Here is a 25,020-nt window from a genome sequence, read left to right on the forward strand (position 1 = left end):
ATATCCAGCCCTTTCCTGAAAAAATCATTAAATTGGACTCCATAACGGGAGTTTTTGTTACACCTGTTTGATAGGTGCAAATTTTGCCAGTAGACGTTTAATGCCAATTGGGCTTGGGAAAGCAATATCAAGCTCTGTTCCTTCGCCTTGACCTTTCACACTGACAACCGTTCCAATTCCCCATTTCCCGTGTTCTGCTTTATCGCCGACCTTCCAAGCGACATTTTCACCGCCGGAAGAAGTCGGCCTCATCACCGGTTTTCTAGGTGCTGCAGGAGCTCCGAAGGATGATCTCGATGTCCCAAATGTTGCCGATCCCGATCGGCCAAAGGGTCTTGACCCAAACGGCGTGTCCACACTAGTCTCCTGTTCGACCCCTTCTAAAAGTTCTTCCGGAATTTCACTGATGAACCGTGATGCCGGATTGACATTAGTACGGCCAAACAACGTTCTGATCTGGGCATTGGTGAGGAACAAGCTTTGCTCCGCTCGGGTAATGCCAACATAAGCAAGGCGCCGTTCTTCCTCCATTTCCGCCTCTTCCATTAATGAGCGGCTATGAGGGAAGACGCCCTCCTCCATCCCGATTAAAAAGACAACCGGAAATTCCAGCCCTTTTGCCGAGTGCAAGGTCATCAGGACGACGGAATCCGCTTTTTCCCCTTCATCATCCATCGAATCAATGTCGGCGACTAAAGCCAAATCGGTTAAGAAGGCAACGAGGCTTTTGTCTTCATTTACTTCCTCAAAGTTCTTCGTAACAGATAAAAATTCTTCCAGGTTTTCCAAGCGGCTTTGCGCTTCGATTGACTTTTCCGCTTTCAGCATTTCCGAGTAACCTGTTTTCTCTAAGACTTCCTCGACTAACTCCGTAACTGAAAGGAATTCCTGCATTTGCGTATAGTTTTTGATTAAGTCGCGGAATTCTCTCGCCGATTTGGTGATTCTCGGGCTTAGCCCAATCAGTTCAACCGAATTCAATGCCTCAAAAATAGAAAGATCATGCGCTGCTGCAAAGCTTGCAATTTTATCTAAAGAGCTCGCTCCAATCCCGCGTTTTGGGACATTGATAATCCGCTGCAGACTGATATCATCATCCGGATTAGATATAAGCCGTAAATACGCCAGCATATCTTTAATTTCTTTGCGGTCATAGAACTTCGTCCCGCCGACAATCTGATAGCTTATATTTGATTTTAACAGCACTTCCTCCATCACACGCGATTGGGCATTGGTGCGGTAAAGGATAGCCATATCAGACAGCTTATACTGATTGTCACGGGTTAACTCTTTAATTTTTCCGGCGACAAATTGGGCCTCGCCCTGCTCACTATCAGCACGGTAATAAACAATCTTGTTTCCTTCCGGGTTTTCCGTCCACAGATTTTTCGGCTTGCGGTTAAAATTATGTTCAATCACCTTGTTCGCCGCTAACAAAATTCGTTTCGTTGAACGGTAGTTTTGCTCAAGCAGAATCACTGTGGCATTGGGATAATCTTTTTCAAACGAAAGAATATTGGTAATGTCAGCGCCGCGCCAACGATAGATCGATTGGTCCGAATCGCCGACGACACAGAGATTTTTAAAGCGGCTTGCCAGTAGCTTGACGAGTATATACTGGGCTTTGTTCGTATCCTGATACTCATCGACATGTATATATTGAAATTTGCGTTGATAATATTCCAGCACTTCCGGAACACGCTTAAATAGCTGGATCGTTTTCATGATCAAGTCATCAAAGTCGAGCGCCTGATTTTTCCGGAGGCGCTTTTGATATTCTTCATACACATCACTGACAACTTGCTCATAGTAGCCGCCGGCAGTTTTAGCATATTCCTCGGGATCTATCAATTCATTTTTTGCCGAACTTATCGAACCAAGAATGGCCCGCGGATCAAATTTTTTGGCATCTATATTTTTATCTTTCAAAATGCCCTTGATCACCGATTGCTGATCGGCTGAGTCAAGGATAGTAAAATTACGATTAAAACCGAGCCGGTCAATGTCCCGGCGTAAAATTCTAACGCACATGGAGTGGAACGTCGAAATCCAAATTTCTTCGGCTGTCCCGCCCATCATCTTCGCAATTCTTTCTTTCATTTCCCGGGCCGCTTTATTGGTAAAGGTAATCGCTAGAATGTTGTAGGGATTCACGCGCTTTTCAACAATTAAATAAGCAATACGATGTGTTAACACCCTTGTTTTGCCGCTGCCGGCACCGGCCATAATTAACAGTGGACCGTCTGTTGCCTTGACTGCTTTTTGCTGCTCCGGATTTAAGCCGTTAAGAAGCTTATCAGTTAAATATTGCAATTTTTTCACCACCGTACAAACGTTTGTTCTTATTTTATCGTTTATTTCGTATTCTGGCAAATCTTTAGTGGATGGCTTGGACAGTTTCCAAGGCATTAGAAAAATTCTCATAAATGGCATTGCCCACGACAATTACATCAGCATGCTTGGCCATTTCTGTTGCCTGTTCAAAGGTCGAAATACCGCCGCCATAAAACAAAGTTGTGCTCTCAAGCGTTTTTTTCACTTCAGCCACTAGCCCCGGATCCCCGTATTTTCCGCTATATTCCAAATAGAAGATTGGCAGATGAAACATTTTCTCTGCCATCATTGCATATGCCTTTATATCATCCGCCGCTAAATTGGAGTTTGCTGCTGTCAATAGGGCAGCTTTACAATTTTCGTTAAGGATACAATAGCCCTCCATGATGATTTCATCCCAATTCATGATTTCACCATATTCTTTTACAGCTTGATGATGCAGTCCGGTAACCCATTTTGGGTCGCTGCTGTTGAGGACCGTTGGGATAAAATAAAGATCGAAGCCCGGTGTTACTGTCTCGATGCTAGATACCTCGAGAACACACGGAACCGTATAGCGACGAATTCTCGCCATTAAATGTAGGACTTGGTCGAGTGTCACCCCGTCCGTTCCTCCAACTAAAATTGCGTCCGTTCCTGATTCACACAGTAATTCCAATTTTTCATCGGAAATTTCTTTATTGGGGTCAAGTTTAAATACATGGCGCCACTTGCTAACATCGTACATTGAAAGGAGTCCTCCTGTATTCTAATTCCATTACATCATTATAGCATTTGCGGAAACGATTCAAAAAGAAAACATTAAATCTGGGGTTGGAAATATATAGGACGGGAAGCCACTTTATAATAAAAGAGCTTTGATTATGTAGATCTGACACATTAACGAAGTGAAATTCCCTTTTTATTCCTAATTTTGTAGAATTATTGAGGGATTTTGTAAAAAAAGCTTCAAATATGTAAGATTAATACTTTCAGCTTTTATCCTAAAAGGAAAAACCGGAGACTTGGATCTCCGGCTGGTCATTCCTCTTCTTCTTTACGATCTTCTTTAATCCGCTCAAGTACCATTTCATAGGAATCATTGCCAAAATTCAAGCAGCGTTTTACCCGTGAAATCGTTGCCGTGCTTGCCCCTGTTTCGGTTTCAATTTTATGATAGGTATTACCCTCGCGAAGCATTCTTGCAACATCGAGGCGTTGGGCTAATGATTGAATTTCGTTAATCGTACATAAATCATCAAAAAATCGATAGCATTCTTCCAGATCCTTTAAAGAAAGGATCGCCTTAAATAATTGATCGAGTTCTTTACCCCGTAATTTATCAATTTGCATATATCTTACTCCTTTAATATGAGAATCATTTAAAGCTAACACTCTTTTGTAATCCCGGTTTGGTCGGAACTACATTGACCCATGTCTTCCCTGGTACCATTCGCACCTCTTGTCCATCTTTCAGCGGAACAATCAGGCCATCATGATTTTCCCAATTCACTTCATTTACCTTGCCTTTTTGCAGCAAATAGCCTTTCCCGCCAGAAGTTAAATCAATATCCCGGCGCCCGTAAGAGTCGATAAAGCTATGAACTGCTTCAATGATAAAAATATTATCCACTAAAACCGGGTCGTTTGTTTCCAAATCGACGGTTTGTTGACCACCGGAGAAAAAGCGCTTGTATTTTCCGAGTGCAGCATCATACACAAACGAAGAATTGGAGATTCCGCCAGTTGAATAGTTTATATCAACGGAATTTGCAGCTTTACCGGATAAATTTTTCATTTCTTCATCCGACAAAAATTGGAAGCCTGGTGTTGTCTTTTTCATCGAATACTTTTTCAACTTTGCCCCTTTTAAAATATTCTCGTACGTAATATAAGAGTTGTGGGGGGCTTTTCGAGCTGTAGAGCGTTTAAATAACGTACCGTCATACACCATTCCGTTTAAATTATCGACATAATTATTGTTGAGCATTTTCTTTGCTTCCGGGCTGTAGCCGTGAGCAATGTAAAGAGCATTCAAACCCTTGGCTAACTTTATATAATAATCTCTGGCACTCCTTACTGGACCAATATTAGCCGGCTTTTCACTTTGAAACACAGCTAAGAAACGGGTAATATCACCCTCTGCAAGAATTTCGTATACCACATCAGCCTTGCTTAAACCGGATTGCGGCCGTGCCTTCGGATGATTATTTATCATCACCGCTATCGCTCTTTGCTCCGGCTCTTTCGCAGCAGCCATACCTGTTAAAGGAAAAGTATATTGAGTTTCCTGCTTTTTCACGACCTGCTTGGCTGCTTTCTCTTTCTTCTCCGGTTCCTTCACTTTCTCCTTACTGCAGCCAGAAAAAAGTAGAAGGACAGCTGCTATCGCAACAGCCCATTTCTTCATCTAATGAACACCCCTGCTTCCAGTCAAGTTGATAAATTCTTTTATACTTTAAATCAGTAATACCTTTATATTTTAACGCATTATTGTCGGAAAGAGTACTGTTTTATTTATGACGTCATACATTCCTTGCTGTGTAACACGAATGTATGGCAGGTGAGTTGATTGCAAGAATAATAAACTATAAATTGGATCGTTAAAAGCATAACCCCGTTTTACCAATTCTGCAAACAGCGTTTTTTGCTGAAGCATCAACTCTTCGATTGGGAGACTAGACATAACCCCGGCTAAAGGCAGCGGCAGTTCACAAACAATTTTGCGATTCTCTACGAGAACAATGCCACCGCCCATTTCTTTCATTCTATTAAAAGCAAAAAGCATATCCTGTTTGCTTTTTCCGATTAAAATGATATCGCCTGTATTGGAAAAGGAGCTTGCCAACGCCTGCAATTTAGACGTAAACCCCTTTAACATAGTGCTAATCCGCCATGTTCCCTTTCGATCAATCATCGTAAAGAAACTTTCATCATGATTAGTCGACAGCTCATCACTCGAAACATCAATTGAAATGGAATAGGGTTTCGTAATAACAGAGTTCTCCATTTTAATTCCAAAAGGCATCGAAAATTGTAAATCATCCATTGATAATTGCCAATTTAATTCTAGCGGTTTAAGCCCATATGGTCCCCAATCGAATTGCGGATAGGCACCCTCAACCTTCACCCCATCGCGTTTTACCCATCTTCCTTTTGCTAAAACCGAAACCGGCGTCGGATTCTCAATACTTGATAAAAAGTTAATATTGGCGACCCGTCCTGTTGCAATATTTCCATGTATATAATCGATATTATAGTATCTGGCAATATTTACAGTCGCCATATTATAGGCGTCCATGACGGGAACTCCTTTTTCAATGGCAATCCGGATTAATTGGTCGGTAACCCCTTGCTCGTAAAAAGGCGAAGTGGCCCCATCGGTGTTTAGCATCATCCGATCATAGGCATCAATGCCCATTCTTCTCATATCGTCTAATAAATCAGGAAGGTCGGGACGGATCGATGAATGTCTTAATGACACCATATAGCCTTGCATTAGACGGGTATAAATTTCTTCCCCGTTAATCGCTTCGTGGTCGCAGTCTGCGCCCAAGAGCATCATTTTGGCCAATGTCTTTTCGGATGCACCCGGAAAATGACCTTCAATTCGCTTTCGCATTCTTTTTGCTTCCTGAATCCAATGAAGCATCATATCATCACCGTTTAACAGCTTCGGCCATCCCGTCAGTTCCCCTCCTTGGAGAACAGACTCATGCTCAAGCCATGACTTAATATTACTGTGCGAAAATTTTTCTTCCTCATGCAAAATTTCCGTTTGGGAATCAAAGCGACACCACCAAAACATGGTTGTCGGAATTGATTGAAGATCATTCAGGTATGAAAACGCTTCCTTTTTTTCGAAATTTAAAACAAGTGGCATGTTATCATTAATGATAGTCGTCGTGCCAAACTGTGATGCATATTCCGCAAGTGTATGGGGATTATATAACAGGAACGGATGAGCATGCGGTTCGATGTAACCTGGTACGAGGATTTGATCCGAACAATCGATCACTTCACAATTTTCCACATGTTTTGGTAAGTTTTCACCGACATAGACAATCCGATCTTGGAAAATCCATATATGAGCTTTCATCCATTTCCGGAAGGTTTGATTTAGATAGGTGGCATTTTTTAATAAAATAGTGGGTGATATCGTCCCGTCCAAAACGGACACATGCATGCGTAAATGTTTATTTTTCCAACGGTAGCGCTGTTCCAGCATACGAAACCCTCCCTAAGTGTAATATCTATAATTCAAATGAAATTTTTCTAAAAAGAAAACCCTTACAAATTATCTTAATTACTATACTATCATATTTTCTCAGTTAAAGCAGTAAAGAATTGATAAAAACTGTAAACGATTTGCGAAGGAGTGAGCGTAATGAATGTAAAACCAAATATTGGGATTATCAACGCGTTAATTCGAATTACTGCAGGATTAACGATTCTAACATGGTGCACGGCAAAACTGGTAAAACGGCCTTGGCGGGATTCCTATTTGTTTGTCGCCATCTGTGCAGCCATGAAGGTAGCGGAAGGAATTGTTCGCTATTGTCCGATGACGGCATTTTTTGAAAAATGTCAGCAAATGCCGCAGCAGTCCAGTGGTGAGCAAGATTCGCTCGACGGCATGGAAGGGCTGACTGATGATGTTTTCACAGATAACCCATCTTGATGAGGGGATCACATTCTCAAACAAAATAGATGGCTGCCCCTAACCGGACAGCCCTTTGGAAAGGAAGTTGGTCACCATGATTGGTGAATGGGTAACGCATACTTCATTTGTCGTTATTTTGTTAATTGGAAGCATTGTCGCCATCCTATATGCTTTCACACGCCGTACAAAAAATCGGGCTCGACAATGAATTTCGAGTCCGATTTCCGCATGCTTACACATATAACTGTGAGTTTTGTCAATCAGCCGCGATATGCGGCGGCGATCGCCTTCATACCGATATCTTTTCGATAAAAAATACCCGAACAGTTTATTTTTTCAAGCTCTTTATAAACTTTTGCCTGTGCCTCATTGAGTCCGGGTGCTTTTGCCCCCACAAGAAGTACCCTGCCGCCTGCTGTAACAAAGTCCCCGGCCTGATTCTTGGCCGTTCCAGCATGAAAAACAAATTGATCAATGTCTGCTAAACCAGCCAGGACAGCACCGTTTTGATAGCTTCCCGGATATCCCTTTGAAGCAACAACCACCCCAAGCATTGCTTGGGAGTCCCATGTCAGAATCGGTCGGCCGCCACTTAAAAGTTCAAGGATTACTTCGACTAAATCTGATTGCAGCCGTGGGAGCACCACCTGTGTTTCCGGATCGCCAAACCTAGCATTAAACTCGATGACCTTTGGACCCTCAGCCGTCTTGATCAACCCTGCATACAAAATTCCGCAAAAGCTCCTGCCTTCCTGCACTAATGCTTTTGCGGCTGGAATCAAAATGGTGTCGACGGCAGTTTGCACCGTTTCCGAACCGATTTGCGGCACAGGGGAATACGCCCCCATTCCGCCGGTATTCGGACCTTCGTCCCCGTCGTATGCCCGTTTATGATCTTGAGCAATTTCAAGCGGTATCACGACCTCACCATTGACAAATGCCATTAACGAAAATTCTTCCCCGCTCAAAAACTCCTCGACAACAACACGTGAAGAGGCTTCGCCAAATCTTGCCGCAACTAACATCTCCTCCAGAGCAGCGAACGCCGCTTCTTTCGTGAACGCTACTGTTACACCCTTTCCTGCCGCTAAACCGTCTGCCTTGATGACAATCGGCGCCCCTTTTTCCTCGACATACTGACGCGCTTCCTCATAGGAGGTAAACACCGCGTAATCAGCCGTTGGGATTTTATATTTTTTCATCAATTCTTTGGCGAACGATTTGCTGCCTTCAATTTCCGCCGCTGCTTTTTGCGGACCAAACACTTTTAATCCTGCCGCCTGAAATTGATCAGCCAGTCCTGCTAACAACGGAACCTCTGGACCGATAATGGTTAAGCCGACCTCTTTAGACTGGGCAAAATCCAGCAGCTGTTCGTGGTTGGACTCCTCAATGGCAACAAGTTCAGCCACATCTGTCATGCCGGGGTTCCCGGGGGCCACGAATACTTTCTCAACCAGCGGACTTTCGCTGACCTTGCGACATATCGCATGCTCCCTGCCACCGCGTCCGATAACTAGAACCTTCACGCTGCCCACCTCCGTTTCTTATTGTAAAAATAACGATTAATTGAGTTATATTAGCGAATTTAACAATCTGATTTGCGGTTTTGTCTCGTTTATTTGCGATATCGACTCATTTATTAGCGGTTTCAACTCGTTTATTAGCGGTTTCGTCTAGTTTATTAGCGATTTCAACCAACATATTAGCGAATCGTAGAAAGCACTTCAACATTAATGTTTAAAATGTCTTACCCCGGTAAATACCATGGCGATACCATATTCATCGGCTTTTTTAATCGAATCCGCGTCCTTAATCGAGCCGCCGGGTTGAATAATCGCAGTGATGCCTGCTTTTGCCGCTGCTTCGACGGTATCATCCATTGGGAAGAAGGCATCGGAGGCCAGTGCCGCCCCTTCTGCTCGCTTGCCAGCCTGTTTAAGGGCTATTTCTGCTGAACCAACGCGATTCATCTGTCCCGCACCAATCCCGAGCGTCATATCTTGATTTGCAACAACAATCGCGTTCGACTTTACATGTTTCACGACCTTCCACCCAAGCTTCAAAGCTGCCCATTCTTCAGGAGTAGGCTGCCGCTTTGTTGGGATCGTGATCGTGGCATCGTCTAGTGTATAATTGTCGCGATCTTGGACAAGCAATCCGCCTTCAACGGTTACCAACTTCGACTCTGCTTTTTGCGACTGTCCAAATGGAACAGTGAGTAAGCGGATATTCTTTTTCGCTGCTAAAATCGTTACCGCTTCGTCCGTGAAGGACGGGGCAATCACTATTTCCAAGAAGATTTCATGAAGTTTCGCAGCTGTTTGCGTATCGATTTCCCGGTTGAAAGCAACGATTCCGCCAAAAATTGAAACTGGATCCGCCTCAAAGGCTTTTTCAAATGCCTCAAATACCGTTGTTCCAGTACCGACGCCACACGGGTTCATATGTTTTACGGCAACTGCCGCCGGGTCAGTGAATTCTTTGACAATTTGCAGGGCAGCATCAGCATCATTGATATTATTGTAGGATAATTCTTTTCCGTGCAGCTGTTTCGCATATGCAATCGAGAAGGTCGAACCGAGCGGTTTGCGATAAAAAGCGGCCTTCTGATGCGGGTTTTCACCATAACGAAGGGATTGCTTTAATTCATATGTAACTGTTAACTTTTCCGGCGTTTCCTCACCTGCAAGATTTGTCATATATTCGGCAATAAGAGCATCATAGGCTGCCGTATGACGGAAAACTTTTGCCGCCAGCTTACGGCGCGTTTCAAGTGTCGTCTCACCGTGGTCCTTTAACTCAGCGATAACCGTTACATAATCCGCCGGGTCGACGACAACCGTTACATACTGATGGTTTTTTGCCGAGGCCCGAAGCATCGTCGGTCCGCCGATATCAATATTTTCGATGGCATCCTCGACGGTTACATCCGGTTTTGCAATGGTTTGCTGAAATGGATACAAGTTGACACAGACAAGTTGAATCGGTTCAATGCCATGTTCCTTTAGCTGTTGTTGATGCCCTTCATCATCATGTTTGGCCAGTAACCCGCCATGGATCAAAGGATTTAATGTCTTAACACGGCCTTCAAGAATTTCCGGGAATCCCGTTACATCACTGACACCAAGAACAGGTACACCTTGCTCCTGGAGCATTTTTTTCGTCCCGCCTGTTGAAATAATTTCAAACCCAAGACGGCTGAGTTCCTTAGCAAATTCCCCCACTCCGCTTTTGTCAGAGACACTTATTAATGCACGTTTTTTCATTTTATTTTCCCTCTCCTCTTGTCAACAGCATTTGCAGAATCGCTGGATATAACTTGTGTTCGGTATCCTGAATCTTCCGTTGCAGACTTTCTCTCGTTTCATCATCGGCAATCCGGATTCGTTCCTGAACAATGATTGGACCAGTATCCATTCCTTGATCAACAAAATGAATCGTCACACCGCTCCATTTGGCGTTGGCGGCCAACGCCTGACCAATGGCATCTTTACCCGGGAACTCCGGCAGCAGCGACGGATGAATATTCACAATCCGGCCTTCGTACTCCCTTAAAAGCGTTGGCCCGACCAGCCGCATATAGCCGGCAAGTGCGATGAACTCTGCGTTTCTTTCCTTAAGCTGGGTAACAATTTGCTGCTCAAACTCTTCCTTGCTGGCGTATTCCCTTGGCTGAAACACAAATGTTGGAATCCTCGCCTTCCTTGCTCGCTCCAATACATAGGCCTTTGGGTTGTCACAAACAAGCAGGCAAATTTTCGCCGCCAGTTCTTCCGCCCTGACCGCCTCGACAATCGCTTGAAAATTGCTCCCGCTTCCAGATGCAAAGATGGCAATATTCTTCATCGGCGTCCACCGCGTCCTTTAATAATGATCCCCTCTTGAGCGGTTACAACCCCAATTTCATAAACCGTTTCACCACATTGTTGAAAATGCTCCATTACGGCAGAAGCTTCCTCCCGGTCAACAGCAATTACCATACCGATTCCCATGTTAAAAATATTATACATTTCGTTATAATCAATTTGCCCAACCTCAGAGATTAACTTGAAAATAGCAGGTATCTGCCAGTTTCTTTCATCAAGCTCCGCCCCCAGACCTTCCGGCAGCATCCGTGGAATATTTTCGATAAAACCGCCGCCGGTGATATGGGCCATACCCTTCAGATTGAATTTTTTCAGAGCAGCCAAGATCGATTTCACATAGATTTTCGTTGGTTTCAACAATTCATCGCCCAATGTACACTCGAGTCCATCCACGAACTCCAACAACGACCAGTTGTTAAATACCTTTCTCACTAGTGAGTAACCATTGCTGTGAATGCCGCTTGAGGCCAGCCCAATTAAGACATCACCCGGCTTAATCGTTTCGCCGGTGACAAGCTGCTGCTTTTCACAAGCGCCTACGGCAAACCCGGCAAGATCGTACTCCTCTTCGCGGTAAAGCCCAGGCATCTCTGCTGTTTCCCCGCCGATTAAGGCACAGCCGGCCTGCTGGCAGCCATCAGCGACCCCCTTGACAATGGCTTCAATTTTCTCAGGCTCTGCCTTTCCACAGGCTATATAATCTAAAAAGTAAAGCGGCTCTGCTCCTTGAACGACAATGTCGTTCACACACATCGCGACCGCATCAATTCCAATCGTATCGTGACGATCCAGCATGAAAGCGAGCATGATTTTCGTGCCGACGCCATCGGTGCCTGACACCAGCACCGGTTCTTTTAAATTTAATGCCGATAGGTCAAACATGCCGCCGAAACCGCCCAGGCTGCCGAGGACACCGGCTCTGGCTGTTTTTTCGACATGCTTTTTCATTCGTTTAACTGCTTCATAGCCGGCTTCGATATCAACGCCTGCTTGTTTATATGCATTGGCCACAGCCGCTACCCCCTTTGGTAATAGTATTGAAGTGTATCGGGATAAATTTCTGTCGGATAATTCCCGGTAAAGCAGCCAAGGCAAAATCCGTTCGTTCCCTCTGTTTGCCCTAAAGCTGCCAGCATTCCTTCCAAGCTTAAAAAGGTTAACGAATCAGCACTAATAATCTGGCGGATTTCTTCGACAGATTTATCGGAGGCGATCAATTCTTCCTTCGATGATGTGTCGATACCGTAAAAGCAAGGATTTTTTATCGGGGGAGAACTGATGACAACGTGGACTTCTGTCGCTCCTGCCTCTTTTAACAGGTTCACGATTCGTCGGCTCGTCGTGCCGCGAACGATGGAATCATCCACCATGATGACCCGTTTTCCTTCAACAACGCCGCGGACTGCAGACAGCTTCATTTTCACCCCTTGTTCCCGCAACGATTGCGAGGGTTGAATAAACGTCCTGCCGACATACTTGTTCTTGATTAACCCCATTTCATAAGGAATCCCGGCCGCTTCAGCATAACCGATCGCTGCGGAAATACTGGAGTCTGGAACACCCGTTACCACATCTGCCTCAATCGGCACCTCAAGGGCCAGCCGTTTCCCCATGTTTTTCCTGGCTGTATGGACATTAACGCCAAGAATATTGCTGTCCGGCCTGGAAAAATAAACATATTCCATCATGCACATCGCTTTTGTTGAACTGACAGCAAACTGTTCTGACTTTAAGCCTATATCATTGATAATTAATAATTCTCCCGGTTCAATATCACGAATATACTGGGCTCCGATGACATCAAAGGCGCATGTTTCCGAGGCGATAACATAGGCATCACCTAGACAGCCGAGCGATAGCGGTCGCAGGCCATGCGGGTCCAATGCCACCATTAGCTCGGTCTCGGTCATGATTAAATAAGCGTAGGCCCCTTTTAGCATTGACAAGGCATTTTTCACTTGATCGCTGATGTTGGGAAAACCGCTTCTTCTGATCAGATGGGCCAATACTTCTGAGTCGGAGCTCGTCTGAAAAATACTTCCTTGTGCTTCAAGCTGGTGCTTTAAGAAATTGGCGTTGACCAAGTTTCCATTATGGGCTAGCGCCAAACTGCCGGTTTGGGAATGGAACAGGAGCGGCTGAACGTTCTCGTAGCCGCCTCCTCCTGCTGTTGCATAGCGGACATGGCCGATGGCCGCCGATCCGGTTAATTCAGCCATGCTTTCTGCGGTGAAAATTTCCGTTACTAATCCTTCTCCCTTTACCCCTTTTAACATTTTGCCATCGGAAACAACAATCCCTGTTCCCTCTTGGCCACGATGCTGAAGGGCATGAAGGCCATAATAGGTCAGCTGGGCGGCATCATGGTGTCCCCAAACACCAAAGATGCCGCACTCTTCATTTAATCCCTTGATTTCAGCAAGCATGGGATCGCTCCTTTCCAGGCTGCGCGTAATTCGGCAACTTCCGCCTCCAAAATGTTTTCCCCTTCGACGGTAATGTTCAGGCTGCCGGTTTGATTCACTTGACCAATCAGCTCTGCTGCTACTAAACTTTCAAACTGTTGTTGATCTTCTTTTTTCACCGATAATAGGAAACGCGACTGCGATTCGCTGAATAAAGCTGTGACCGGGTTGCCATTTAAGTGGATGTCTGCCCCCAGTTCCCCATTGTCAAAAAGACATTCTGCCAAAGCAACGGCCAAACCGCCCTCTGCTAAATCATGTGCCGACTGCACGACACCGGCGCGAATAGCCGCCAGTACCTGATCCTGGCGTTCTTTTTCAAGCTCGATGTTTATTTCAGGGGCCTTGCCGTAGATTCTTCCGTTGTTAAGCAGCTTTTGCAGTTCGCTGCCGCCAAATTCCGGTTTTGTTTCCCCTACTAAATAGATCAGGTCGCCGCTGTTTTTGAACGGCTGCGTTGTAATATGGTCAAGATCGGTGACAAGCCCCACCATGCCAATGACCGGGGTTGGATAGACGGCCGTACCGCTTGTTTCGTTGTATAAAGAGACGTTCCCACCGATGACCGGAGTTCCAAGGACACGGCAGGCTTCACTAATGCCGTCGGCGGATTTTTCTATCTGCCAAAATACTTCCGGCTTTTCCGGGCTGCCGAAATTTAAGTTATCAGTAACCGCTAATGGCTCGGCACCGGAGCAGACAAGATTGCGGGCCGCTTCAGCGACGGCAATTTTCCCACCGGTTTGCGGATCAAGATAAACAAAGCGGGAATTACAATCGGTTGTCATCGCCAATGCTTTCTTAGTACCTCTAATCCGAAGGACGGCGGCATCAGAACCCGGTGCCACAACTGTATTTGTCCGTACCATGTAGTCATATTGTTCGTAAACCCATTCTTTGCTGGCCACCGTTGGCTGTGACAGAATTTGGATGAACGTTTCTTTTATGTCGTCAACCTGTGGAACTTCTGGAGCCATCGCTTGGAACTCGGCAAAATATGCAGGTTCTTTTGAAGGCTTATGATAAACCGGGGCATCCTCCGCCAGTGCATCGACCGGAACGTCGGCAACGATTTCTCCATGATGGATTAGACGCAGTTTTTTATCATCGGTGACAGTACCAATTGCCACTGCTTCCAGATCATATTTTTTAAACAAATCAATAATTTCCTGCTCTCGGCCTTTTTCAATGACAATCAGCATCCGCTCTTGTGACTCCGACAGCATCATTTCATAGGCAGTCATTCCGGTTTCCCGCTGTGGTACAAGGTCGAGGTTCATTTCGATCCCCATTCCGGCCTTGCTTGCCATTTCTGCCGAAGAACTGGTGAGGCCGGCTGCTCCCATATCCTGAATCCCCACTAGAGCATCTGATTGTACTAGCTCCAGGCAGGCTTCAAGAAGCAGTTTTTCCATGAAAGGGTCACCAACCTGTACAGCCGGGCGTTTTTCGTCGGACTGTTCGGTCAATTCTTCCGAAGCGAAGGTGGCTCCATGGATCCCGTCCCGGCCAGTTTTCGCGCCTACATACATGACCGTATTGCCAGCACCGTGGGCCTGACCTTTCTTAATATCCTTATGGTCGATCAGACCAACACACATGGCGTTTACCAGCGGATTGCCCTCATAGCTTGGTTCAAATTGCACCTCACCGCCAACTGTTGGAATTCCAATACAGTTACCATAGCCAGCGATTCCGGCAACAACTTCTTTAAATAAATATTTAACGCGGGCCGAATCAAGCTCCCCAAAACGGAGGGAGTTTAGCATCGCAATCGGTCGGGCACCCATTGAAAAAACATCACGGATAATTCCGCCTACCCCTGTGGCTGCACCTTGATAGGGCTCAATCGCCGATGGATGGTTATGACTTTCGATTTTGAACACAACCGCCTGATTATCGCCAATGTCGACAATCCCCGCACCCTCGCCTGGACCTTGAAGCACTTTTTCCCCCGTTGTCGGGAATTTCTTTAAGACCGGCTTGGAGGTTTTATAGCTGCAATGTTCCGACCACATGACGGAAAACAAGCCCGTTTCTGTCCAGTTCGGAATGCGGCCAAGAATATTTTCAACCATCGTAAATTCTTCATCAGATAAACCCATTTGTTGATAGAGTTTTTCGGCTTTGATTTGCTCTGGATTTGGTTCATGCTTTAACAACATGCGATTCCCTCCAAGTCTTTACGATTGATTGAAACAGTTTCAGCCCGTCTGCGCTGCCTAAAAGGGCATCTACAGCCCGTTCCGGGTGCGGCATCATTCCGAGGACATTTCCGTTTTCATTGATGATTCCAGCGATATTTTCGAGACTCCCGTTCGGATTTTGCTTATAGGTAAAAACAATTTGCTTTTTTGCTTTCAAGTTTGCTAGAGTTTCTTGATCACAGTAGTAATTCCCTTCGCCATGGGCGACTGGGATCGTAATCGTCTGACCTTCCTCGTAGCTGTTTGTGAACATAGTGGTGTTGTTTTCAACCTTCAATTCAACCGGCTTGCAAATGAAGGAAAGACTTTCATTTCGCCGCATTGCCCCGGGCAAGAGGCCTGCTTCTAAAAGGATTTGAAATCCGTTGCAGACACCAAGGATTGGTTTCCCGGCATCGGCAGCTTTGATGACCTCTTGCATCACCCTGCTGAAACGGGCAATTGCACCAGTACGGAGATAATCGCCATAAGAAAAGCCGCCCGGAAGCAGGATTCCGTCATAACTGTCTAAGGTGTCAGCATCATGCCATACATATTCTACTTCTTCCCCGAGCTCATCCTTAATCGCATGGTACATGTCAACATCACAATTGGATCCCGGAAAGACAATCACCGCAAACTTCACTGCACGACACACTCCTCTATCTCGTATCGGTAATCTTCAATGACTGGATTTGCAAGCAGCTTATGGCAAATTTCATCAACTACCTCATTGATCTCGCGTTCCGATTTTTCGATTGTCAATTCCATGTATTTGCCGATGCGAACATCGGTTACTTCTCGATAATTTAACGAATTTAGCGAATGGGTTACAGCCTGGCCCTGCGGATCCAAAACACTTTCCCGTAATATGACATATACCTTTACTTTATACATGCTGGTGACCTCCAAGTTTTTCTAAAATCTTTTCATACGCTTCTGTCAGGCTGCCTAAATCACGGCGAAATACGTCCTTATCCAACTTTTCGTTTGTTTGTTTGTCCCATAGACGGCAGGTGTCTGGGGAGATTTCATCGGCCAGTAAAATTTGTCCGTCCTGATCCTTACCAAATTCCAGCTTGAAATCGATTAACCGAATGCCAAGGTCAGCAAAAAAGTCTGTTAGCACTTTATCAATTTGTAGTGCCTTTTCTCGTAATATAGCTATCTCTGATGCACTTGCTACCTTTAGTTCATAAATATGGTCTACGGTGACAAGCGGGTCGCCAAGTTCATCATTTTTCAGGTAAAACTCCACGATGGGAGCAGTTAATGGTGCCCCCTCCTCAATTCCCAATCTCTTTGACAGACTGCCGGCAGCAACGTTGCGGACAACAACCTCAAGCGGGATGATCGCCACCTTTTTGACAAGTTGTTCATTTTCCGAGACACGCTTAATAAAATGCGAATCGATACCGTTTTCTTTAAGCTTTAAAAATAACAAACTGGTAATCTCGTTATTTAATTTGCCCTTACCGGCGATTTCCGCCTTTTTTTGTCCGTTGAAGGCGGTAGCAGAATCTTTGTACTCAACAAGAACAACCTGTTCGTCCTCTGTTGCATAAAGTCGCTTCGCTTTTCCTTCATATAGCAGTTCCTTCATTGTGGATCACTCCTATTTTTTAATATTGGGAATTTTTTTATTATCTGTAGGGGCAGGTGAAGCCCCTACATCATGCTTGCGCTTAGGTTTTAAAGCTAATTGTTGACCATCATCTAGTCATTTAGCCCGAGTCGATCAAAGATCATATCGACATGTTTAAGATGGTAATGATAATCAAAGCAATCGTATAGCTCTTCCGGTGACAACAGAGAAGTAATTTTTTCATTGGCCTCAATCAGGCTGCGGAATGGCACCTGTTTCTCCCATGCTTCCATTGCTCTCGGCTGTACCGTATCATACGCTTCTTCCCGGGATAAACCCTTATCAATCAGTGCCAACAGGACACGCTGGGAATAGATCAGCCCGAGGGTGCGGTCCATGTTGCGTTTCATATTTTCCGGATAAACCGTCAAGTTTTTCACAATCCCCCCGAAGCGGTTGAGCATGTAATTCAAGGCAATCGTCGCATCCGGTAAAATAATCCGCTCAGCAGAGGAATGGGAAATATCACGTTCATGCCAGAGCGGCACATTCTCATAGGCGGTCATCATATAGCCGCGAATCACACGCGCCATCCCTGTCATGTTTTCCGAGCCAATTGGATTGCGCTTATGCGGCATCGCTGAAGACCCCTTTTGACCCTTGGCAAAAAACTCTTCGACCTCACGGGTTTCACTTTTCTGCAGTCCCCGCACCTCAACAGCAAATTTTTCGATCGAAGTCGCAATCAATGCCAGCACCGACATATAGTGGGCATGACGGTCACGCTGCAATGTCTGCGTCGAAATCGGTGCGGCCTGCAAACCTAATTTTTCACATACATATTGCTCGACAAACGGGTCGATATTGGCATAGGTGCCAACAGCACCGGAGATTTTTCCAACGGCAATTCCTTCTGCCGCCTGCTTAAACCGCTCGAGATTACGTTTCATTTCTTCGTGCCAAAGCGCCAGCTTTAATCCAAATGTCGTCGGCTCGGCATGGACGCCGTGTGTCCGTCCCATCATCACGGTGTATTTATGTTCGATTGCCTTATTTCGCAAAATCTCAATAAAGTTTTCGATGTCCTTCAATAAAATCTCGTTGGCCTGCTTTAATACATATGAAAGCGCCGTATCAACAACATCTGTTGACGTTAAACCGTAATGAACCCATTTCCGCTCCTCGCCTAATGTTTCCGAAACAGCACGGGTAAAGGCGACGACATCATGTCTTGTTTCCGCTTCAATTTCCTTAATCCGCTCAATATTAAAAGAGGCATTTTGGCGCAGCCTTTGCACATCCTCTTTTGGAATCTCACCTAATTCCGCCCATGCCTCACAGGCAAGAATCTCAACCTCCAGCCAGGCATTAAAACGGTTCTCCTCTGTCCAAATCGCACCCATTTCCGGTCTTGTATAGCGATCAATCATTTTACATTTCCTCCGATCTTTTGCTTAACTCCATTCCAAATCTTGCTGTTTTCGACCTCAGCCAAAGCCGCTTCAACTGAATCTCTTAATAATGTCACATGCCCCATCTTCCGTTTGATCTTCGCATCCTTCTTCCCGTATAAATGAATCTTCCAGTCTGTTAGGAAAGGAATTTCGGCAAAAAGCTGCTCTAAATGCTCTCCTAATAGGTTGACCATTACGACCGGTTTTAATAGCTCAGTACTTCCCAGCGGCCAATTGCAGATAGCACGGATATGCTGTTCAAACTGTGATGTCATGCTGGCCTCAATCGAGTAATGCCCAGAGTTATGCGGCCGTGGTGCCAGTTCATTTATGTAAATCGTTCCTTCTTCGGTGACAAACATTTCAACTGCTAAGATCCCCACTAATCCAAGCGAGTCGGCAATCTGCTTGGCTTTTTCCACTGCCCGTAACTGCAGACCGACAGAAATCCTTGCCGGTACAATGGTTTGATGCAAAATATTTTCGACATGAATATTTTCCCCAACTGGAAAAATCGCTGTTTCACCGTTAAATTTCCGCGTTACAATCACTGAAATTTCTTTTGTAAAGGGAACCCATTTCTCCAACACACAGGCTCCATGTTTGAGTAGATCCTCTCCCTTTGCCAAGTCCTGTTCCGTCTTTATGACCAGCTGCCCCTTGCCATCATAGCCACCTCTCGCTGTCTTCAGCACCGCCGGATAACCAACTTTTTCTATTTTTAAAAATAAATCTTCGATCGTTTCAATTACCTCATATGGTGCAACCTCAACACCGGCCTGACGAATTGCCGCTTTTTCTTTGATCCGGTCCTGAGTGATGGCCAACAGCTCGGGTCCTTGCGGGACATACGCCTGATCGCAAATCCACCTTAGTGTATCGGCATCGATATTTTCAAATTCATAGGTAATAACATCACTGACCGCGGCCAATTTACTGATTGCTTCGCGGTCATCATAGGCTCCAATCACTTCAATATCGGCTACCTGGCCGCATGGAGAATCGGCAGTCGGCTCTAATACTGCCACCCGAAAACCCTGTGCCTTTGCTGCCAGCGCAAGCATTCTCCCAAGTTGCCCACCGCCAACAATCCCAATCGTAGCACCCGGTAAAATAACCTTATCAAACAAGTTGATCACTACTTTCTAACACTTCTTGACGGGTTGCCTCTCTTCTGGCCGCAATCCGTTCTGCTAAGACGACATCCTCTGTCGCGATAATTTGGGCCGCCAAAAGTCCGGCATTGACCGCCCCGGCCTTACCAATTGCCACCGTCGCTACCGGTACACCGCCAGGCATTTGCACAATCGACAATAACGAATCCAATCCGTTCAGAGCTCTCGATTGAACGGGAACGCCAATGACTGGCAACGTTGTTTTAGCGGCCACCATTCCCGGAAGATGCGCTGCTCCCCCTGCACCGGCAATAATAACTTTTAGGCCCCTATCTCTCGCCTCTTCTGCGTATGTAAACATCAAATCAGGTGTCCGATGGGCAGATACCACTTTTTTTTCATAGCTAACCCCCAGTTGCTCCAGCACATCGCAAGCATGCTTCATCGTTTCCCAATCCGATTTACTTCCCATAATCACTCCAACCTGTGTCATCCAAAGCCCCCCTTTTTTAGGTATACCTATGTACGTGGCTTGCCGCCATTTGCCAATTAAAAAACCCGAAGCAAACAGCCTCTCAAAAAAGAGAAAGCCATTTGCCCGGGCATAGAAAAAATCAGGTCAACACAAAGCAAGGGCCTACGCCCTCCGGTTGCCGAACATATTGACTTTCCCTCATAGTCCAATAATTTACGGTTATTGGGTAGAAACTTATGGGCCATATTCCCATGGATATACGAGGGTAATGGAATTTCTTATTGACTACCTTTATCTTAACAGGTAAATCATCAAGGTGTCAATAAATAAATCGAACGATAATTTATCTTATTCAGTAAAACGTTCGGGTTTTACTTAATTAACTTTGCCTCAAAGACGATTTGTCGACCGACTGGTTCATAAATTGCCTCATTTCCTTTTTTTATTTCTTGAAAAATCGGCTTCTCAATCCTGCGAACTGGTACGTATCCTTCCTGTTTCATTCTATTAAGACATTCATCAATACTTTCATATTCCCTGACTTCAAATTTCTTTTTACTCATTTAAACAGCTGCCCTCGTTTCACTGATTTCACCCAAAAACCGCCGTGAATCGTTTTTGGCTCGTATGATATGATAAAGGCTTTTGGGTCCAGACTTTTGATGGTGTCATAAAGCTTTAATTCTAATTTTCGCGGAGTCAAAATTTGCATTGCCATCCGGTTTCCCTCCAGACCATGGGCCTGCCAGTCCGTGACCCCGTAGCCCTTTTCCCTTATGAGTTTAGGCAAGTCTTTATCCCACTCAGTAGTAATGACATTGACTGTAATATAGCCCAATGCCAGCTTTTCTTCAATTTTCATCCCGATAATTACGCCGATGCCGTACCCGACGGCATAGGCAATCAAATTCTGGATTTCATTAAGGTTTTTTAGAACCAGTCCAAGTCCGAGTACGTAAATGACCACTTCCACCATACTCAGACAGGCAGCTAAATAACGCTGGCCTTTTAGCGTTAGAATCATTCTGATCGTAAAAAATGATACGTAAACAATATTTATTATAAGGATAATCGCAACCATTACAAAACTATTTTCTAACATGGATAATCCCTCCATATGAAAGATTCTCATTTCACTTTAGCACAAATTTTTATTTTGTTAACCCTAAAAATTGCACAAACTAACATGAGGTGATTTTCATGCTAAAAAAGTTGATTAGATTGCTGGTTGTGCTGCTTAGTTTTTTTTCCATGCCATCATGTACAGGTTTCTGCAGCGAAACCAATGCTGGCGGCTTTTATCAGAAATGACGACCTCTGGTTGAAAATCGATAAGCAAGAAAGACGGCTGACGAACAGGGAATATATCCGCTTTCCGAAATGGTCCAAGGATGGCAGCTGGATCGCCTACTTAAGGGGGAGAAAGGACAGCAGAAATCCCGACGAACTGTGGCTTTATCATCTTCCGACCAACAAACACTTAAAAGTGAAGGAAGAGGTAAGTAACCATTTTCAGTGGTCGCCAAGGAAAACGGAACTGAGTTTTATGATACAGAATGATGTATATGTATTAACGATAGAACCTTCAGAGACCTTATCTATTCGTCTCGTCGCGAAGTCAATCGAAAACTTTTCCTGGTTGCCAAGCGGTGACGGCCTATTAGTCTCAAAAAAGAAAAATCAACTGCTCAATTCTGATATTCTTTTATACCAAGTGATGTTAGGGAAAAATCAACAGGAACCTGTAATCAATCACTTTTATACGGTGCCGGTTGGAAGCAATGAAATTGTGGTCAGTACAAGCCAGTTTAAGTGGTCACACGACCACAGATGGCTTAGCTTTTTACTTGTCCCGACCGCCTCAGTATCTGCAGACAGCAACACGCTTTGCATCCTTTCCGCGGACGGAAAATTATTTCGCCGCATCGATGAAATAGATTGGTTTCGCTGGGCACCAAAGAAGAACATTCTTGCCTATATTAGCGGGACTGGCCGAGAAGCAAACATAAACAAACAATTGCGGGCCATCCAGGCCACCTCCACAAAAGGACTTGTCTACACACCGGATGGCTTGGTCGACGGTGACTTTACCTGGAAAAACGACGGCTGGTTATTTGTTTCCCGCCTGGTTGAAGATGAACAAGCCCCATTGCATCTAAGACCCCTACCAAGTTTGTTTAAAGTAAATGCTTCTACCGGAAAGGCCAAGCCGGCCAGCTACCCTGAATTAAATGAAGGCGATTATGCACCGGAGTTTTTCAACCGACAGTTATTTTGGATCAGTAATACAAATCCACGAACCGCCGATGTCATGTTTTCAGATGGGAGAAATGTGGGGAAACATTGGATAAAAAACATAACCCTGGCCAGTTCGTATTACGGCAAGTGGAATTGGCAGGAGGTATTTAGTTTGTACCGCCTTTAAATGGTGTCAGGCACCATCCGTGGACAAATGTCCGTGTGGGGTGGACAGTTTGTTAGAAATCTCCAAGTTGCCTGACACCAGCTTTTGTTCTTTGTCTCTATTTTTCCTTGAGACGTTTGCCTGTTCTGAATACTTTAGCGCTGCGGATATATTCAACATCTTTGTGATGTAGACGAAAATTGATTACTCGCGCCAGGGCAAAGAAGTAGTCGGATAAGCGATTTAAGTATTGCAAAGCGGTTTCCGAAATCTCGGGGGAAGCTTTCCTTAATGAAACAACTAATCTTTCGGCTCTTCGTGTGATTGCCCTGGCGATGTGGATGGACGCAGCGGCCGGAGTTCCTCCTGGTAAAATAAAATGTTCAATGTTAGGAGCTTCCGCCATCAACAGGTCAATCTTCTTTTCCAGCTTGTCCACTGATGCTTTTTTCAGCTTTAAAGGACGGGTGGCAGTAACATTGGCTAAATCTCCTCCACAATCAAATAGTTCATGCTGAATGGTTTCAAGGTCAGCCAAAATATCCTGGAAAAGCTCTCCATCCAGTTGGGTTATGGCCTGGCCCAGAAAGCAGTTCACCTCATCGACGGTTCCATACGCTTGGACACGAATGTCATCTTTATCCACTCTGCCGCCAATGATACTTGTTTGCCCTTTGTCTCCTGTACGTGTATAGATTCTCATTTGACATACCTCTCCTTACATGTCTTGATGGCTGATGATAGACGAAAAAACTTAAAGGCCCTTCTATTAAAGATTTCGCCATGCGACAATCGCCCCGACCAACTGGTCATTGGCATCTGGTGATTTGATGGCAAACCTCATCCACGTCCCTTCCAGTCCGACGAAATTCATCGTATGACGGGGAATCATCCCTTGTGTGATGAGAAATTGATAAAACGGAAATTGGTCTTCCAATGAAGGGTCTCTTAGCAAATAAAAGTTCGTACTGGACGGAGAAACTAGGAAGTTTTCCGCAACATAAAAATCTGTCAGCCTTGCTTTTTCTGCTTCAATCAGCTTAATTGTTTTGGTTATATGGTTTTCGCTGGAAAGACACCATTCCCCTACCATTAAAGCAAGGGCATTTATACTCCATTCAGGTTGAAATTTACCAATCTCTTTAATCATGGTTGGATCTCCCAGCAAATAACCAAGCCGGATCCCCGGAATGGCAAACATTTTGGTCATTGAGCGAATCACCAGTAAATTTGCGAAATCCTTCATATATTCGACAATGCTCTCATAGGTGGGAACAAAATCGTAAAAAGCTTCATCCACAATCAAAAGACAGTTATTTGTTGCGCATTTCTCCAGCAAATGGAGGACAACTGTTTTTGGGTAATAAACGCCGGTTGGGTTGCTTGGATTACAAAAAAACATAGCATCTGCATGTTCAAGTTTTCGATCCAGGCCCTCGTCCGCCCACTCCCAATGATCCGGTTTTAGCTGATGATATTCAATGGAACATCCATTCACCCGGCAGACCTTTTCATATTCAGAAAAAGCAGGTTGGACAATGACAACCCTTTTGCCGGAGAGCATCCGGCCTATTAACGAGATGATTTCAGCTCCACCATTTCCGATTAAAACCTGCTCTGCCAGCAATCCTTCCCTCTCGGCAATTCTTTTTTTTAACAGAAATCCCATCGGGTCAGGATAATCGGATATCCTATCATATAATTGATGCCATTGCTCTTTTAACAATGGAGGTGGTCCAAGAGGATTAATATTGGCACTGAAGTCAATGATTCTTTCAGGTTTAGGCATCTTTAAGGCTTCAAATAAATAATTTAAATTTGCTCCATGCGCTGGCCATTTCAAGCAGCATTCCCCCCAGCCATCTCAATCATGAAAAATTGTATCCACTTTTATCAAAACTTGCGCATATCCTCAAACTTATCCATATAGTAGGAATCCCACCAAAAACTATTCTCGTCATTCAATTCCAATTCGATATATCCGCCATTTGTGATGATCCCCATGTCATAGCCATATATATTCCCCAGCAATTTGATAATACTGCCATGGGTAATAATCAAAAGTGTTTGTTTTTGATGAGTTTCCTTTAGCATATTGATCCCTTTTATGACTCTTACCTTGACTTGATCCAATGGCTCCATCCCAAAGCGGCTGTCAGGAATTTCTTCACAGTCAATCAAATATTTCCTCTCTATGTCCTCTATGGATTGACCTTCCAAAAAACCAAAATGCCGTTCCCGAAAAAAACGAGAAACGCTGACAGGAACTTGATGGACAGAACTAAAAATATCCGCCGATTGCCGTGCTCTTGCCAATGGACTGGAAATAATCCGCGATACCTGCCAAGGTTCCTTTGTCTCAACAGCTATTCGCTTAATTTGCTCTCTACCTGTTTGATTTAATTCCGTGTCTTGACATCCTTGGATTCTTCTTTGCACATTCCAATCTGTTTGTCCATGTCTGAGAAAAATAAGCTTCATAATGTTTCTC

Annotated in this window: 25 protein-coding genes and 1 riboswitch; of the genes, 3 read left to right on the forward strand and 22 right to left on the reverse strand. The window is 44.8% G+C overall.

All coding sequences use genetic code 11. The features are described from left to right. Window positions 1-57 precede the first annotated feature (57 nt). From pcrA to JK635_RS08695, 5 genes are all read right to left on the reverse strand, one after another. Window positions 58-2,313: a DNA helicase PcrA gene (pcrA, locus tag JK635_RS08675; RefSeq protein ID WP_202653605.1), complete on the reverse strand. Its 2,256-nt coding sequence runs from the start codon at window positions 2,311-2,313 to the stop codon at window positions 58-60. A gap of 64 nt (window positions 2,314-2,377) precedes the next feature. Continuing rightward, on the reverse strand, window positions 2,378-3,061 hold the full coding sequence (pcrB, locus tag JK635_RS08680) for a heptaprenylglyceryl phosphate synthase (RefSeq protein ID WP_202653556.1): 684 nt from the start codon (window positions 3,059-3,061) through the stop codon (window positions 2,378-2,380). 293 nt (window positions 3,062-3,354) lie between these two features. Continuing rightward, window positions 3,355-3,666, reverse strand: coding sequence for a YerC/YecD family TrpR-related protein (locus JK635_RS08685; protein WP_202653557.1), 312 nt, complete (start codon window positions 3,664-3,666; stop codon window positions 3,355-3,357). 25 nt (window positions 3,667-3,691) lie between these two features. Continuing rightward, a complete protein-coding gene (locus tag JK635_RS08690; protein WP_202653558.1) occupies window positions 3,692-4,723 on the reverse strand; it encodes a DUF3048 domain-containing protein in 1,032 nt (343 codons plus the stop codon). Between the two features lie 72 nt (window positions 4,724-4,795). Beyond that, window positions 4,796-6,541: an adenine deaminase C-terminal domain-containing protein gene (locus tag JK635_RS08695; RefSeq protein WP_202653559.1), complete on the reverse strand. Its 1,746-nt coding sequence runs from the start codon at window positions 6,539-6,541 to the stop codon at window positions 4,796-4,798. 159 nt (window positions 6,542-6,700) lie between these two features. On the opposite strand from JK635_RS08695, the gene JK635_RS08700 reads away from it, so the two are divergent. Then, entirely contained in the window at window positions 6,701-6,994 is a 294-nt protein-coding gene (locus JK635_RS08700) for a YgaP family membrane protein (RefSeq protein ID WP_202653560.1), read from the forward strand. A 76-nt stretch (window positions 6,995-7,070) separates the two neighbouring features. Further along, window positions 7,071-7,184 (forward strand): EYxxD motif small membrane protein, encoded by a 114-nt coding sequence (locus JK635_RS25460; protein ID WP_368857080.1) that lies wholly within the window; start codon window positions 7,071-7,073, stop codon window positions 7,182-7,184. Between the two features lie 52 nt (window positions 7,185-7,236). On the opposite strand, the gene purD is transcribed toward JK635_RS25460, so the two are convergent. From purD to JK635_RS08770, 14 genes are all read right to left on the reverse strand, one after another. Further along, window positions 7,237-8,505, reverse strand: coding sequence for a phosphoribosylamine--glycine ligase (gene purD / locus JK635_RS08705; protein WP_202653561.1), 1,269 nt, complete (start codon window positions 8,503-8,505; stop codon window positions 7,237-7,239). Between the two features lie 204 nt (window positions 8,506-8,709). Continuing rightward, on the reverse strand, window positions 8,710-10,245 hold the full coding sequence (purH, locus tag JK635_RS08710) for a bifunctional phosphoribosylaminoimidazolecarboxamide formyltransferase/IMP cyclohydrolase (protein WP_202653562.1): 1,536 nt from the start codon (window positions 10,243-10,245) through the stop codon (window positions 8,710-8,712). 1 nt (window position 10,246) lies between these two features. Continuing rightward, window positions 10,247-10,825, reverse strand: a complete 579-nt coding sequence (purN, locus tag JK635_RS08715) for a phosphoribosylglycinamide formyltransferase (protein WP_202653563.1) — start codon at window positions 10,823-10,825, stop codon at window positions 10,247-10,249. Further along, the gene (gene purM / locus JK635_RS08720; protein WP_202653564.1) at window positions 10,822-11,856 is read right to left on the reverse strand and encodes a phosphoribosylformylglycinamidine cyclo-ligase; all 1,035 of its coding nucleotides are present in this window, start codon (window positions 11,854-11,856) and stop codon (window positions 10,822-10,824) included. Before purM ends, purN begins: the two co-directional genes overlap by 4 nt. Before the next feature lie 5 nt (window positions 11,857-11,861). After that, complete coding sequence (gene purF / locus JK635_RS08725; RefSeq protein WP_202653565.1) at window positions 11,862-13,271, reverse strand: amidophosphoribosyltransferase; 1,410 nt, start codon at window positions 13,269-13,271, stop codon at window positions 11,862-11,864. After that, entirely contained in the window at window positions 13,247-15,475 is a 2,229-nt protein-coding gene (purL, locus tag JK635_RS08730; RefSeq protein WP_202653566.1) for a phosphoribosylformylglycinamidine synthase subunit PurL, read from the reverse strand. The genes purF and purL overlap by 25 nt, the downstream gene beginning before the upstream one ends. Further along, window positions 15,459-16,142, reverse strand: coding sequence for a phosphoribosylformylglycinamidine synthase subunit PurQ (gene purQ, locus JK635_RS08735; RefSeq protein WP_202653567.1), 684 nt, complete (start codon window positions 16,140-16,142; stop codon window positions 15,459-15,461). Before purQ ends, purL begins: the two co-directional genes overlap by 17 nt. After that, entirely contained in the window at window positions 16,139-16,393 is a 255-nt protein-coding gene (gene purS / locus JK635_RS08740; protein ID WP_202653568.1) for a phosphoribosylformylglycinamidine synthase subunit PurS, read from the reverse strand. The genes purQ and purS overlap by 4 nt, the downstream gene beginning before the upstream one ends. Next, window positions 16,386-17,099, reverse strand: a complete 714-nt coding sequence (gene purC, locus JK635_RS08745) for a phosphoribosylaminoimidazolesuccinocarboxamide synthase (protein WP_202653569.1) — start codon at window positions 17,097-17,099, stop codon at window positions 16,386-16,388. Before purC ends, purS begins: the two co-directional genes overlap by 8 nt. A 113-nt stretch (window positions 17,100-17,212) precedes the next feature. Continuing rightward, window positions 17,213-18,511: an adenylosuccinate lyase gene (purB, locus tag JK635_RS08750; RefSeq protein WP_202653570.1), complete on the reverse strand. Its 1,299-nt coding sequence runs from the start codon at window positions 18,509-18,511 to the stop codon at window positions 17,213-17,215. Continuing rightward, window positions 18,508-19,665, reverse strand: coding sequence for a 5-(carboxyamino)imidazole ribonucleotide synthase (gene purK / locus JK635_RS08755; protein ID WP_202653606.1), 1,158 nt, complete (start codon window positions 19,663-19,665; stop codon window positions 18,508-18,510). Before purK ends, purB begins: the two co-directional genes overlap by 4 nt. Continuing rightward, window positions 19,658-20,143, reverse strand: a complete 486-nt coding sequence (gene purE / locus JK635_RS08760; protein ID WP_202653571.1) for a 5-(carboxyamino)imidazole ribonucleotide mutase — start codon at window positions 20,141-20,143, stop codon at window positions 19,658-19,660. Before purE ends, purK begins: the two co-directional genes overlap by 8 nt. 163 nt (window positions 20,144-20,306) lie before the next feature. After that, window positions 20,307-20,408, reverse strand: a riboswitch (purine riboswitch). An 88-nt stretch (window positions 20,409-20,496) separates the two neighbouring features. Further along, entirely contained in the window at window positions 20,497-20,688 is a 192-nt protein-coding gene (locus tag JK635_RS08765; RefSeq protein ID WP_202653572.1) for an NETI motif-containing protein, read from the reverse strand. After that, window positions 20,685-21,227 (reverse strand): DUF2179 domain-containing protein, encoded by a 543-nt coding sequence (locus JK635_RS08770; protein ID WP_202653573.1) that lies wholly within the window; start codon window positions 21,225-21,227, stop codon window positions 20,685-20,687. The genes JK635_RS08765 and JK635_RS08770 overlap by 4 nt, the downstream gene beginning before the upstream one ends. A 183-nt stretch (window positions 21,228-21,410) precedes the next feature. On the opposite strand from JK635_RS08770, the gene JK635_RS08775 reads away from it, so the two are divergent. Further along, window positions 21,411-22,550: a PD40 domain-containing protein gene (locus tag JK635_RS08775; protein ID WP_202653574.1), complete on the forward strand. Its 1,140-nt coding sequence runs from the start codon at window positions 21,411-21,413 to the stop codon at window positions 22,548-22,550. 97 nt (window positions 22,551-22,647) lie between these two features. Here the strand turns inward: JK635_RS08775 and JK635_RS08780 are convergent, their stop codons facing one another. The 3 genes from JK635_RS08780 to JK635_RS08790 form a co-directional block, all read right to left on the reverse strand. After that, entirely contained in the window at window positions 22,648-23,232 is a 585-nt protein-coding gene (locus tag JK635_RS08780; protein ID WP_202653575.1) for a cob(I)yrinic acid a,c-diamide adenosyltransferase, read from the reverse strand. Between the two features lie 66 nt (window positions 23,233-23,298). After that, window positions 23,299-24,372 carry a threonine-phosphate decarboxylase CobD gene (gene cobD, locus JK635_RS08785; RefSeq protein WP_202653576.1) on the reverse strand — a complete coding sequence of 358 codons (1,074 nt, stop codon included), beginning with the start codon at window positions 24,370-24,372 and terminating at the stop codon, window positions 23,299-23,301. Between the two features lie 50 nt (window positions 24,373-24,422). After that, window positions 24,423-25,010, reverse strand: a complete 588-nt coding sequence (locus JK635_RS08790) for a histidine phosphatase family protein (RefSeq protein WP_202653577.1) — start codon at window positions 25,008-25,010, stop codon at window positions 24,423-24,425. Between the last annotated feature and the right edge of the window lie 10 nt (window positions 25,011-25,020).

It is taken from the genome of Neobacillus paridis, assembly GCF_016765675.1.
Taxonomy (GTDB): domain Bacteria; phylum Bacillota; class Bacilli; order Bacillales; family Cytobacillaceae; genus Neobacillus; species Neobacillus paridis.